The sequence below is a fragment of the Leyella stercorea DSM 18206 genome, assembly GCF_000235885.1.
GTDB lineage: Bacteria > Bacteroidota > Bacteroidia > Bacteroidales > Bacteroidaceae > Prevotella > Prevotella stercorea.
In genome coordinates this window covers 1,708-15,052 of record NZ_JH379472.1, presented here as the reverse complement: position 1 = coordinate 15,052, position 13,345 = coordinate 1,708, and the positions used below count along the sequence as shown (strand labels likewise).

The 13,345-nt window shown below is 54.1% G+C and carries 12 protein-coding genes; 4 read left to right on the top strand and 8 right to left on the bottom strand.

The genetic code is table 11. From position 1 onward, the window contains the following. Positions 1 to 249: 249 nt before the first annotated feature. The 5 genes from HMPREF0673_RS12505 to HMPREF0673_RS12485 all read right to left on the bottom strand — a co-directional run bounded on the left by HMPREF0673_RS12505 (position 250) and on the right by HMPREF0673_RS12485 (position 5,330). On the bottom strand, positions 250 to 765 hold the full coding sequence (locus tag HMPREF0673_RS12505) for a hypothetical protein (RefSeq protein WP_007903156.1): 516 nt from the start codon (positions 763 to 765) through the stop codon (positions 250 to 252). A gap of 88 nt (positions 766 to 853) precedes the next feature. After that, positions 854 to 2,155 (bottom strand): uracil-xanthine permease family protein, encoded by a 1,302-nt coding sequence (locus tag HMPREF0673_RS12500; protein WP_007903154.1) that lies wholly within the window; start codon positions 2,153 to 2,155, stop codon positions 854 to 856. A gap of 41 nt (positions 2,156 to 2,196) precedes the next feature. Then, positions 2,197 to 3,198: a virulence RhuM family protein gene (locus tag HMPREF0673_RS12495; RefSeq protein WP_007903152.1), complete on the bottom strand. Its 1,002-nt coding sequence runs from the start codon at positions 3,196 to 3,198 to the stop codon at positions 2,197 to 2,199. An 80-nt stretch (positions 3,199 to 3,278) separates the two neighbouring features. Next, positions 3,279 to 3,701, bottom strand: coding sequence for a virulence RhuM family protein (locus tag HMPREF0673_RS12490; RefSeq protein WP_007903151.1), 423 nt, complete (start codon positions 3,699 to 3,701; stop codon positions 3,279 to 3,281). 78 nt (positions 3,702 to 3,779) lie between these two features. Then, positions 3,780 to 5,330, bottom strand: a complete 1,551-nt coding sequence (locus tag HMPREF0673_RS12485) for a YifB family Mg chelatase-like AAA ATPase (RefSeq protein WP_007903146.1) — start codon at positions 5,328 to 5,330, stop codon at positions 3,780 to 3,782. 240 nt (positions 5,331 to 5,570) lie between these two features. Between HMPREF0673_RS12485 and HMPREF0673_RS12480 the strand changes: the two genes are divergently transcribed. From HMPREF0673_RS12480 to HMPREF0673_RS12465, 4 genes are read left to right on the top strand one after another with little or no spacing between them, the layout of a single operon-like run. After that, the gene (locus HMPREF0673_RS12480; RefSeq protein ID WP_007903143.1) at positions 5,571 to 5,822 is read left to right on the top strand and encodes a DUF4160 domain-containing protein; all 252 of its coding nucleotides are present in this window, start codon (positions 5,571 to 5,573) and stop codon (positions 5,820 to 5,822) included. Next, on the top strand, positions 5,764 to 6,051 hold the full coding sequence (locus tag HMPREF0673_RS12475) for a DUF2442 domain-containing protein (protein WP_022430579.1): 288 nt from the start codon (positions 5,764 to 5,766) through the stop codon (positions 6,049 to 6,051). The genes HMPREF0673_RS12480 and HMPREF0673_RS12475 overlap by 59 nt, the downstream gene beginning before the upstream one ends. Positions 6,052 to 6,099: 48 nt before the next feature. Next, positions 6,100 to 7,134: a Holliday junction branch migration DNA helicase RuvB gene (gene ruvB, locus HMPREF0673_RS12470; protein WP_007903139.1), complete on the top strand. Its 1,035-nt coding sequence runs from the start codon at positions 6,100 to 6,102 to the stop codon at positions 7,132 to 7,134. Positions 7,135 to 7,164: 30 nt separating this feature from the next. Beyond that, positions 7,165 to 8,079 (top strand): glutaminase, encoded by a 915-nt coding sequence (locus tag HMPREF0673_RS12465; protein ID WP_007903137.1) that lies wholly within the window; start codon positions 7,165 to 7,167, stop codon positions 8,077 to 8,079. Between the two features lie 304 nt (positions 8,080 to 8,383). Here HMPREF0673_RS12465 and HMPREF0673_RS15000 read toward each other — a convergent pair whose 3' ends face one another. The 3 genes from HMPREF0673_RS15000 to HMPREF0673_RS12455 form a co-directional block, all read right to left on the bottom strand. Continuing rightward, positions 8,384 to 8,512, bottom strand: a complete 129-nt coding sequence (locus tag HMPREF0673_RS15000) for a hypothetical protein (protein ID WP_281032428.1) — start codon at positions 8,510 to 8,512, stop codon at positions 8,384 to 8,386. Between the two features lie 142 nt (positions 8,513 to 8,654). After that, positions 8,655 to 9,830: a TolC family protein gene (locus HMPREF0673_RS12460; RefSeq protein ID WP_007903134.1), complete on the bottom strand. Its 1,176-nt coding sequence runs from the start codon at positions 9,828 to 9,830 to the stop codon at positions 8,655 to 8,657. After that, positions 9,784 to 12,870: an efflux RND transporter permease subunit gene (locus tag HMPREF0673_RS12455; protein WP_040597031.1), complete on the bottom strand. Its 3,087-nt coding sequence runs from the start codon at positions 12,868 to 12,870 to the stop codon at positions 9,784 to 9,786. Before HMPREF0673_RS12455 ends, HMPREF0673_RS12460 begins: the two co-directional genes overlap by 47 nt. Positions 12,871 to 13,345: the final 475 nt, after the last annotated feature.

Genomic DNA, 13,345 nt, shown 5'->3' with positions numbered 1-13,345 from the left:
AGCGAATGAGGGTAATTATTAGTTATTAATTTGGGGGTTGAGAAGATGAGGAAAACGCCTAAAGAAGGTTTAAACCTCCAATCCGCGTCGGTCGGTGCAGACATCCGCGTCGGTCGGCGCAGACATCCGCATCGGTCGGCGCAGACATCCGCATCGGTCGGCGCGGATGAGAAAAGCTAACAAATTATCCGCAGTCAAAGCAGCATTTGTCAACATCTCACCACCTCACCATCTCACCATCTCAACATCTCACTCAATATAATACGTATTATCGCGGTAGGTCTTTATCGTCACCACCTGATCGGTCTTGTAGTCGGTGCGTCCCGACTCCGACACGACATCGAGCTCGCGTTCCGCGCCGTCGCGCTTCACGAATATGGTGTATCGTCCGTCGCCCACATTTATATATATGCGCCCCGCTCTGCCTACAAGGCTGTAAGGCTTCTCGGGTTTGCGCAGGTTCTGCAGACGATACGCCAGCACGTAAGAGTAGAAGAGCACGAGCATGAACACCATGCCCACCAACACAGCCAAGGCATACGTCTGCCACGTGTCGCCGCCGAACAGCACACGTGTCCAGCCGAAGCCGATGAGGAAGTGAACAAGTCCCTTGAACGAGAACAGACTGCCAAGGTCGAAGTCGACATTGGCATCGCCGTCAACGTCCATGTCCAAGTCGCCAAAGAACACGGAGATTACAAACTGAAGCAGAAAGATGCCGGTGGATACCAGCGCGGTAAGCATAAAGATTTCGTGTGAGGTCATGTTGATAGGATGTTGTTATGGTGAGGTGGTGTTATGTTGAGATATGTTGAGGTGGTGAGGTTTTAGGTTGACTCACCACCACAACACCTTACTCCTCCTTCTTCGGGAGCAGCAGGTTGAGCAGTACAGCGAGGAGGAACACAACGGCTACGCAGTTCTCTGCGAACACCGTGCGTACAATCTCGGGGAATATCTTAAACATCTCGGTAGCTTGTGTAAAACCGAGACCCACGCTGAGCGAGAGACTCACGATTACCATGTTGCGCTGCGAGAAGCCCGTGCGTGCCATCATACCGAAGCCTGCATAGAGAATACTACCGAACATCATAATGGTACAGCCACCGAGCACAGCCTGCGGAATGGTGGTGAGGGCGTGACCCACTACGGGGAACACACCGCCTACAATCATCACCAAAGCACCGATGCCGATAGTGAAGCGGTTAACGACGCCCGACATGGCTGCCAAGCCTACGTTCTGACTGAACGATGTGATTGGCGTACAGCCGAACAAGCCCGACACGCTACTTACGAAGCCGTCGCAACTGATGGCTGCGCCCATCTCCTTTGTCTCAGGGTCGCGGTTCAGCGCACCGTTGCACAGAGCAGACGTGTCGCCGATGGTCTCCGTAGCCGACACGAGATAGACGGCTACAACCGAGAGTATGGCACCGATATTGAACTCCGGCGTGAACGGCAGAAGGCGCGGCATCGACACTACAGCCAAGCCCGAAAGACCGCTGAAGTCGACCATGCCCATGAAGCAGGCAAGGATATAGCCCACGATAAGACCCACAAGAACAGAGAGTGAACGTAGAAATCCCTTTGCAAACACCTGACAAAGAAGGCAGGCAAGCAGCGTAACAGAACCCACGATCCAGTTGTTAAGGCTTCCGAAATCGGGCGAACCCATGCCACCCGCAAACGAGTTGGCACCAATAGGCAGGAGCGAGAAGCCGATGGCAGTAACGACCGTTGCCGACACGACGTGCGGAATGAGCTTTATCCAGTACTTCACGAACAAGCCGAGCACGCCCTCCACAAGTCCGCCGATGATGACCGCACCGATAAGCGTGCCCATGCCGTATGCACCGGCGATGCTGATGGCGAGCGAGAGGAATGTGAACGAAATACCCATGACGATAGGCAGACGCGAGCCGATGCGCCATACCGGGAACAGCTGCACAAGCGTACCAATGCCGGCAATGACCATACAGTTCTGTATAAGTGCCGCACTGACCGCGCTGTCAAGGCCGACAACGCTTGCTAAAATCATTATCGGTGTGATGTTGCTGACGAACATCGCCAGCACGTGTTGCAAGCCAAACGGGAGAGCTTTCCCCAATGGCACTCTACCGTCAAGCTGATAGAGATTCTCAATTGAATTCTTCATTGTGTGTATGTATGTAAACAATTATTATCAGTTTTAGCAAATCACTTTGCCTTTATTCTATTCTCCACATCCTCAAGCATCTTCATATCCTGCTCATCAGCTTCCTTGGATTCAATCTGTTTCCGCCAAGCATTGAACTCATCATAACACTTATGAGCTATGCTTTCCATCTGTGCATTCGATACAGAACCTTTGCCTTTAAGAACATCTTTGTCCTGAAACATCAACAACGCATCAACATTCTTTCGCCAATAGTCGAGTGTAAGGTCACGACGTTCCTTTACTCGCATCTCTGCACTCGTAAGAAAGATATCAACAAGCCTATTCAGATCCTCTATCTCCTCTGCTAAAAGATAATTCTTAGCTGTTATCACGTCGCCTTTTCTTACTATCGTTCCCTTCCATGAGGTCAGTCCCATATTAGGCAATGAAGCGTCAGCCCGTTCAACTACAATCTCAGCAGCAGTTTTGTGCGTAACAGCATATAGCAATTTATCCTGGATCTCAGCGAAAAACATTTGCGTCGCCTTATCCGTTCTATCGTAATCGCTACTCAGAGTAAACAAGTCACGAATCTTTTGATAGAAACGCTTTTCTGACGTACGGATATCGCGGATACGTAGAAGTAATTCATCAAAATAATCAGGACGTCCATCAGGATTTTTCAAGCGTTCATCATCCATGGTAAAACCTTTGACAAGATACTCTGTCAAATGTTCCGTTGCCCACTGACGAAATTGCGTACCACGCACTCCTCTAACTCGATAGCCCACAGCTATAATCATTTCCAAAGAATAGAACACTACATTGTAAGTCTTGCCATCAGTGGCAGTTGTTAAGAAATTCTTAACAACTGATTTTTCTTCCAACTCCTTGTCTTTCAAAATATTGGACACATGCATACTAATGTTAGATTTGGAGGTGGCAAAAAGTTCTGCCATCTGTTGCTGATTAAGCCAAACCTTACCATCTTTGGCATAAAGGGCAACAGAAACCTTACCATCAGTCGTGCGGTAAATTATTATGTTGGGACAATTATCCATAAACGAGCATTAAATAATGTGCAAATTTAACGATTTATATTCAAAAATATATAACACAAGCCGCACTATTATTACGACTTTTACTGATTCTCTCGGTTTATCAGATTCGCAACATCCTTCAGTTCGTTGTAGCGGTCGAGCTTTATCTGCTGATTAATGGCATAGCCCTTGATGAGGTATTGCTTGAGGACGGAGGTCGCCCAACGACGAAATTGTACACCTTGCTGACTCTTGACTCTATATCCAACAGAGATGATAACATCAAGATTGTAAAACGGAACGGGTTTGTCAGAATTAGCAACACGCAAAAAATGCGTGTTGCTTTCCTTTGTTAATTCGCCATCAGCAAACACATTATTTATATGCTTGCGTATAGTCTTTGCATCGCGATCAAAAAGCATTGCCATTTGATTTGCGCTTAGCCATACGGTCTCGTTCTCCAGCTTCACATTAAGCTGCACGCTACCGTCTTGCGAGCGGTATATTTCTATTGAATTGTTCATGTTTTTAGCTTTTTACCTTTAAATGCTTTGTGGCTGCGTGGTATGGGCAGGATGCCCATACCTCCTACCTTTTTACTTTTAATACATTCTGCGCTCCGCCCAGTCGCCACGGTCGAGGTTGCGGTAGCCAATAGCTTCGCTGATGTGCTGCACCTCCACACGCTCTGAACCGTCGAGGTCGGCGATGGTGCGCGCCACTTTCAGTATGCGGTTATAGGCGCGGGCGGAGAGCGAGAACTTCTCCATGGCTGTGCGCAGGAGATTGATGGAGGCGTCGTCGGGCTCGGCGAATTGGTGAATCATGCGCTCAGTCATCTGCGCGTTGCAGTGTATGCCTTTGAAGTCTTTGTAGCGGGCGGTCTGTATGTCGCGTGCCTTGATGACACGCTCACGGATGGCAGCACTCGGCTCACCGGGCTGCGCTTTCGAGATGTCCTTGAACGGCACGGGCGTAATCTCGCACTGTATGTCGATGCGGTCGAGCAGCGGACCGGATATCTTGCTCATATAGCGCTGAATCTGTCCGGGCGTGCAGCAGCATTTGTGCGTCGGGTCGTTGTAATAGCCGCAGGGGCAGGGGTTCATCGAGGCGATGAACATGAACGAGCAGGGGAACTCCACGGTGTACTTCGAGCGCGAGATGGTTATCTTATGGTCTTCGAGCGGCTGACGCAGCACTTCGAGGGTCTGCTTGTTGAATTCGGGCAGCTCGTCGGCGAACAAGACACCGTTATGTGCCAGCGATATCTCACCAGGCTGCGGATTGATGCCGCCACCTACGAGTGCCACTTCCGATATGGTGTGATGGGGCGAGCGGAACGGGCGTTGCGAGATGAGCGATGTGCCGCGCTTCAGCTTTCCGGCTACGCTGTGTATCTGCGTCGTCTCCAGACTCTCCGAGAGCGATAGCGGCGGCAGAATAGAGGGTAGACGCTTCGCCATCATCGACTTGCCCGAACCCGGAGGACCCACCATTATCAGGTTATGGCCGCCTGCTGCTGCCACTTCCAACGCACGCTTCACGCTCTCCTGACCGCGCACGTCTGCGAAGTCGAGGTCGAAGCGGCTCTGCTGTTCGTAGAACTCGCGGCGTGTGTCGACGTGTGTCGGCTCGTAGATCTCTCTTCCGGTGAGCAGATTGATGACATCTGTGATGCTCTCCATGCCGTACACCTCCAGATTGTTCACCACTGCTGCCTCACACTCGTTCTGCTTCGGCACAATCAGTCCTTTGAACTTCTCGGTTCTTGCCCGTATGGCTATGGGCAGAGCTCCTTTCACGGGCTGCAGCGTGCCGTCTAAGCTCAGCTCGCCCACGAGCATGTAGTCGCCGATAGTGTCGGCTGTCACGGCTCCGCTCGCGGTGAGTATAGCCATAGCCAGCGGCAGGTCGAACGAGCTACCCTCCTTGCGCAGGTCGGCTGGAGCGAGGTTGATGGTGATGTCTGCGTGCGGAAACTTATATCCGTTCACCTGCAACGCCGATGCGATGCGGTCGCGTCCTTCGCGCACGGCGGTGTCGCCGAGTCCGGTCATGCGATACATCACGCCGGGCACGATATTCACTTCCACGGTTACGGTGGTTACGTCGAGTCCGTTTACGGCTGCGGAATAAGTCTTTACGAGCATAATTCTATTCGGGTTTTAATGGGTTAGTAGTGTGCGTTCTTCCGTAAGTCGGAAGTGGCTGTTGACTACAAATTTAGTTGTTTCATTTGTTTTATCCAAGTGTATAGCGTTTTTTCTGCCAAAAATACACTAACTTTGTATAAATTAGGCTGCATCTCAACAATAAAAACAAGCCAGCTTGTTTTGTATTGTGTTCGATTTGCACTAACTTTGTAAAAAGAATATATTATTTGAACAACTATGAGTCCAAAGTTCAAGGAACAGAACGGATTCGTATTCAAGATTTTCTCCAACGAGGAAGCAAGAATACACATCCACATAATCAAAGCAGAAAAAGAAGCTAAATATTGGCTTGAACCTGATATAGAACTTGCCGAGAATTATGGCTTTAACAACAAAGAACTTAGTTTTATCGAAAAAATACTTACAGAATATGGAGACTACTTTAAAGTCAAGTTCACAAGACATGTCGGTAAGCGTCTTGATGATTAACGACAAGGGTTTAATGATTTCCGTGTTAGGGCAGGACTACTTCCTTTCCTACAACCGCATTCCGTGGATGCGCAATGCAAGTATTTCGGATGCGCTCAACGTACAGATGTGCGGACGCAACGCCATTGAATGGCCTAATTTGGATGTGGATTTGGAAATTGAAAGTCTGAAGCATCCAGAACGTTACCCTTTGATAATGAAAAGAAACGAGTTGGACAACTGCCGGTAACATGCCGACTGCTTGTCCTCTACTCCCACAAAAAACAAGCAAAACAACATGGAAGAAGATTTCGACATACGTCAGGAGCAGGGGCGCAAGGGCGAGAAGGACTTTGAGAACGCTCTGCGACCGCTGCGGTTCGGCGATTTCAGCGGACAGCAGAAGGTGGTGGAGAACCTCGAAGTGTTCGTCGAGGCGGCGAAGTACCGCGGCGAACCGCTCGACCATACGCTGCTGCACGGTCCCCCTGGACTGGGCAAGACGACACTTAGCAACATCATAGCCAACGAACTGGGCGTGGGCTTCAAGATTACGAGCGGACCGGTGCTCGACAAGCCGGGCGACCTCGCCGGCATACTCACATCGCTGGAGCCGCGCGACGTGCTGTTCATAGACGAGATTCACCGTCTCTCGCCGGTCGTAGAGGAGTATCTCTATTCGGCGATGGAGGACTACCGCATCGACATCATGATCGACAAGGGTCCGTCGGCGCGGTCTATACAGATCGACCTCAACCCGTTCACACTCGTGGGTGCCACAACGCGCAGCGGACTGCTCACGGCGCCGCTCCGCGCACGCTTCGGCATCAACCTCCACCTGGAGTACTACGGACCGGAGATGCTGCAGAAGATTATCAAGCGCTCGGCGATGATTCTGAAGGTGCCCATCGACGACGATGCGGCTATAGAGATTGCGCGCCGCTCGCGTGGCACGCCGCGTATTGCGAACGCTCTGCTGCGCCGTGTGCGCGACTTTGCGCAGGTGAAGGGCAACGGACGCATCGACCGCGACATTGCGCGACTATCGCTCTCAGCGCTCAACATCGACCAGTATGGTCTGGACGAGATTGACAACAAGATACTGCTTACAATCATCGACAAGTTCCGCGGCGGACCGGTCGGCGTGTCTACCATCGCCACAGCCATCGGCGAGGACACGGGCACCGTCGAGGAGGTGTACGAGCCGTATCTCATCATGGAGGGCTTCATAAAGCGCACGCAGCGCGGACGCATGGTCACTCCCCTCGCCTACCAGCACCTCGGACGACCGATGACGGGCAGCAACGCTGTGGAACCGGGACTGTTCGACTAAAGCATACAGAGAACCGTAAAACATTTGGCTATGGACTATCAACCATTATTGGAACACATCCGACAAGAGATAGAGGTCTACGCTCACGACGGCAAGCAAGCCGACTACATCCCGGCTTTAGCTAACGTAAACCCCGACCAGTTCGGGCTCTGCCTCAACATTCTCGACGGCAGAACCTACCGCCTCGGAGCATCCGACGTGAAGTTCTCAATACAGAGCATCTCAAAGGTATTCTCGCTTGCCGTAGCACTGAGTCTGTTAGGCAAGGATCTGTGGCAAAGAATAGGCAAGGAGCCTTCGGGCACAGCATTCAACTCGCTTGTGCAACTGGAGTACGAGCACGGCAAACCGTGCAACCCGTTCATCAACGCCGGTGCCTTGGTCACTGCCGACGTTATCCTCTCGCTCATCGACAACCCGAAGGAGTTCTTCATCAATTTCGTGCGCACGCTGGCTGACAACCCTGACATCAACTACTCGGAGGAGGTGACACGCTCGGAGCTGAGCTGCTGCTATCTGAATGCTTCCATTGCCTATCTGCTGAAGCATCACGGCAATCTGCATAACGATGTGCACGACGTGCTCGACTTCTACTGCACGATGTGCTCTGTAGAGATGAGTTGCGAGGATCTCTCGCGTGCCTTCATGGCATTCGCCAAGAGCAGTCAGCCGTTCTCTCACGCTGGTGTCAACCTGAGCATATCGCGAGTGAAACGCATCAACGCCATCATGCAGACTTGCGGATTATACGACGAGTCGGGAGAGTTCGCCTTTCTTGTCGGTCTGCCTGCCAAGAGCGGCGTGGGCGGAGGCATCGTGGCTTTATACCCATCGCGCTACTCTATTGCGGTATGGAGCCCGCGACTCAACTCGAAGGGCAACTCCATCATGGGAATGAAAGCTCTTGAGCTGTTCACGTCCGAAACAGAGGAGTCAATATTCTAAAAACATAATAACAGAGGAGTCGATATTCTAAAAGGTAAAAGCGAGGCAATGTCAGCACCGACATTGCCTCGCTTTTTACTTTTTTACTCTTTTACTTTTTTACTTTTTAATTACTCTTCCTCGAGCAACACTCTGCTTGCCCACTCGTTGGCCTTGCCACAGTCGGCGTTGTGTCCGTACGGAATCTCAAGGCCGTTCTGCATGATATACCGTGCCTCATACTCTTGCAAATATAGCGATTTTTTCCGTCTCTACAAACGTTTTACCAGACAAACTATTATGGTTAGATGATCCGCGTCGACCGTTACGAGCATCCGCGTCGGTCGTTACGAGCATCTGCGTCGGTCGTTACGAGCATCCGCGTCGGTCGATACGAGCATCTGCGTCGGTCGATACGAGCATCCGCGTCGGTCGACGCGGATGGGTATAACAAAGGTTTTCTGGGGCAATTAAGCCGAGCTTAAGGCAGCGACTTAAGGCAGCGTATAAGCCGAGCTTAAGGCAGCGTATAAGCCGAACTAAGCCGCTTTAAGCCTTCCTAAGCCTTTAACAATTCAAAACTCACAACTCAAAACTCAAAACTCATTCCGGTGCAGCTCCGCCAGTAGCTTCACGCTCTGGCAGTGGAGGTCGATGTGTCGCTGTAGCTTCTCGTATATACTGTTTATCTCCACGTAGTAGACAAGGGCGGTTATCTCGCCCTGCTGCAATGCCTTCTTGAAGAGCGCGAGCGACTCCTGCAGGAGCTTCACGTCGCTGTGGTCTATCACCTCCTGCAAGCCCTGCAGCTGCTCGTAACTGGTGCGCAGCTCGGCTTCGGCATCGTGCTGCGCCTGCTGCACCTGCAGCTCGGCACTCTCACGGCGCTCGCGTGCCGCCTTAACGTTGCTGCTGTTGCTGTAGAGCGGAAAGCTCACGCCTACCATAAAGCCGTTGATGGCTTCGCGCTGCTCGGTGTTGCGGCGGTAGCCGAAGGAGATGCTGGGCAGCCACTCGCTCTTCTGCTGCTTCAGGTTCAGGTCGGCAGCGCGGAGGGCGGTCTGCGCCACTGCCACGTCGGCATCCGAGGCGAGGGCGAGGGCGCGATACTGCTCGAAGTCGGCTATCGGCTCGTAGTGGGGCAGCTCGGTGGCGGTCACGTCGAGTGGCTTGCCACCGTTCAACTGCTTGAGCTGCTGCAGGAGGGCGGTGCGTTCGCCCTCTGCCTCGCTGACGAGGGTGCGCACTTCCATGCAGTCGAGCTTCACCTTGTTCAGTTCAAGGGCGTTGGCATCGCCTGCCTCCATGCGCTTCTCGTACATCAGGAGGAGGGTGTCGCTGTTGGCAAGGCGCTCGCGGAGCATGGCGAGGGTCTGGTTCACGCGGATGAGGTCGAGGCAGACGAGCTGCGCCTGCAGGAGTATGTCGCGACGCTGCTTGGCTATCTGCTTCTCGCCCACCGCCTGCTGCATCTGCGCCTGCTTGCTGCGGGCGGCGTACTTCGTGGGGAAGTCGATCTCCTGACTCACCACGAGCTCGCTCTCTGCCACGCCGGAGTAGCCCTTGGTGAAGAATGGACTGTACTCTACCGACGGACCGCCGAGGGTGTTCGTAGCTTTCACGTCGAGCACGTCGGCACGCATGTCGTGCGCTGCCGACTGCAGGGTGAGGTTGTTCGCAGCTATCTGCTTGAGCACGTCGCCAATGGTGTCGGCGAGGGCGGCGCTACACGCGCTGAGTGCCACGGCTATGGCGATTAGATATCTTCTCATATATTATCGGTACTATGAATGCGTTGAGTAATGTGGAGCTGATGAGTCCGCCGAGTATCACCTTCGCCATCGGCGACTGTATCTCGTTGCCGGGCAGGTCGCCGCCGAGGGCGAGGGGCACGAGGGCGAGGGCGGAGGTGAGGGCGGTCATGAGTATGGGGTTCAGACGCGAGAGCGAGCCTTCGACGATGGCGTCGCGCACGCTTCTGCCTTCCTCGGTGCGCAGACGCTTGTACTCGGTGATGAGTAGCATACCGTTGCGCGTGGCGATGCCGAAGAGCGAGATGAAGCCGATGACGGCTGGGATGCTTACCTCGCCGGTGGTGAGCACGATGGCGAAGATGCCGCCGATGAGTGCCAACGGGAGGTTGAGCAGTATGACGCCGGCTTCAAGGGCGTTGCGGAACTGCATGAAGAGCAGGAAGAAGATGACGACTATGGCTACCATGCAGGTGAGGTAGAGCACGCGGCTGGCACTCTCCTGACTCTCAAACTGTCCGCCGTACTCTACGTGGTAGCCTTCGGGCAACTGCACTTTCTCGCCTACTGCCTGCTTGATGTCGGCTACGACGTCGCTCAAGGCTCTGCCGCTGGTGTTGGCTGAGATTACTATCTTGCGCTGCACGTTCTCGCGGTTGATGGTGTTGGGTCCGGCACTGGATATGATGTCTGCCACGTCGCTCAGCGGCACCTTGCGTCCGTCCTGCGTGTCGATGATGAGGTTGCTCACCTCGTCGTAGTCGGCTGCCTTCACCACGAGGTTGAAGGCTCTGCCGGCTTCGTACACCTGCGAGACGGTCTCGCCGGCGAGGTTCACGGCGAGAAACTCGTTGAACTCGGGCAGCGTGATGCCGTTGCGCACGAGCTGTTCGCGGTGCGGCACTATCTTCAGTTCAGGACGCTCTATCTGCTGCTCCACGTTGAGGTCGGCGATGCCCTTGATGTCCTGGCAGGCGTCCTTTATCTGATTGCCGATGGTGAACATACGGTTGAGGTCGGTGCCGAAGAGCTTGATGGCGATGCTGGCTTGTGTGCCGGAGAGCATGGCGTCGATGCGGTGGGAGATGGGCTGACCGATCTCGATGTTGGCACCGGCGAGCACCGAGAGGCGCTTGCGCACGTCGTTGAGCACTTCCTCATGGCTGCGGTCTTTCAGCTCGAACGGGGCTTCTATCTCGCTCACGTTCACACCGAGGGCGTGCTCGTCGAGTTCGGCGCGGCCGGTCTTGCGTGCCACGGTCTTTATCTCGGGCACCTGCAGCAGCAGTCGCTCGGCACGTGCACCGATAGAGTCGCTCTCTTCGAGCGAGATGCCGGGCAGCGAGGAGATGTTGATGGTGAACGAGCCTTCGTTGAACTTGGGCAGGAAGCTGCTGCCTAAGCAGAAGAACACGCCCACGGCGACAACGAACAGCGCTGCGGTGCCTACTATCACCTTGCGTGTGTTGGCGAGCACCCACAGCAGGGCACGCTCGTAGTAGGTCTTAAGCCACACTGCCACGAAGGCTTCCTTCGGCAGCTCGCCCTTGCTCTTGCCGAGCAGGTAGCTGCAGAGCACGGGGGTGAGCGTGAGGGCTACGAGGGTGGAGGCGAAGAGGGCTGTCACGAAGGCGATGCCAAGGGGTATGAGCATCCTGCCTTCCATGCCGCTGAGGAAGAAGAGCGGCGCGAAGCTCACCACGATGATCAGCGTGGAGTTGAGGATAGGCATACGTACCTCGCGCGAAGCGTTGTACACGAGTTCGATAATGGGCACTCGCTCTGCCTCGGGCAGGGCGCGGTTCTGGCGTATGTGCTTGTACACGTTCTCCACATCGACGATGGCATCGTCGACGAGCGAGCCGATGGCAATGGCGAGTCCGCCGAGGGTCATGGTGTTGATGCTGATGCCGAGGGCGTTGAGCACTATCATCGCCACAAGGAACGAGATGGGTATCGTGACGAGCGAGATGAGCGTGGTGCGCACGTTGGCAAGGAAGAGCATAAGGATGACAACCACGAAGATGGCGCCCTCGATGAGCGACTTCTGCACGTTGTCGATGCTGCTCTCGATGAAGTCTGCCTGGCGGAAGATGTCGGTAGAGATATGCACGTCGGAGGGCAGGGTCTGCTTGAGGTCGTCGAGTGCGATGTCGAGGTGCTTCGTGAGGTCGATGGTGCTGGTGTTGGGCTGCTTCGTAACGGTGAGGAGCACGGCTGACTGGGCGCGCTCGCTGGCTACGCCGAGCTTCGGCGACTGGTTGCCTATCTTTATCGTGGCTACGTCGGCGAGGGTGACTACGCTCTCGCCGTTCTTCTTCACGATGCTCGTACCGAGCTTCTCCACGTCGTTGGTCGAGGTGATGCCGCGGATGATGTACTCGTTGCCGTACTTGTAGCGCACGCCACCGTTGGTGTTGGTGTTCATGCCGCGTGTGCACGCCATGATGTCGGCGAGCGACACGCCGAAGTGCTTCATCCTGCCCGGACTAAGAAGTATCTGGTATTCCTTGATGTCGCCGCCGTGCACGCTCACCTGCGCCACACCGCCGGTGGAGAGCAGACGCGGACGTATCACCCAGTCGGCATACGTGCGCAGGTCTTGCTGCGTGGTGTGCTTACTGGTGAGGCTCACGATGAGCACCTCGCCGAGTATCGACGACTGCGGACCGAGCACCGGAGCACTCACTCCGGCGGGCATCTGCTCGCCTACTGCGGCGAGTTTCTCGCTCACAATCTGGCGTGCAAGGTAGATGTCGGTGCCCCAGTCGAACTCTACCCACACTACGGAGAAGCCGTTGGTCGACTGCGAGCGCACGCGACGCACACCGGTGCTGCCGTTGACGGCGGTCTCTATCGGGAACGTCACAAGTTGCTCCACTTCCTCGGTCGCCATGCCACCAGCTTCGGTCATGATGACCACGGTGGGGGCGTTGAGGTCGGGGAACACGTCCACATCGGTCTGGCTGGTGGAGTACAGTCCGCCTATGACGAGCAGCACCGACGCCACCAACACGAGTATTCTGTTCTCAAGCGAGAACCTTATTATCTTATTCAGCATAGTTCTTTTTTTTATTAGTTGACAAGTTAACGAGTAGATTTCCTCAAGAGGTGCACTTATAGGAGGGTATGGCATCCTGCCATACCCACGCTGCCACCAAACTATCTTCCCACAGAATTCACCGAATTCACAGAAATTCTTGCTGAGATATTCTCCCACAGATATCACAGATGCGCACAGATATTTTAGGACACCCTCCCAGTCTGTGCAATTGTTGGAGGGTATGGCATCCCTGCCATACCCACGCAACCTCTCAGGGGGTGCACTTGTCTCAAGTGCACCAACAAAGCAAGAAGTGCACCAACAAAGCTGCCACTGCATCCTCCCACAGCAAGAGACTTCTGTGTATTCTGCGTGTTCCGTGGAACAATACTACGCAACCTAAACATCTGTGTGCATCTGTGCCATCTGTGGGAGGATTATTTAGGGCTGCCACACGCACCCACCCAGGGGGTGCAGCTGTCTCAGCTGCACC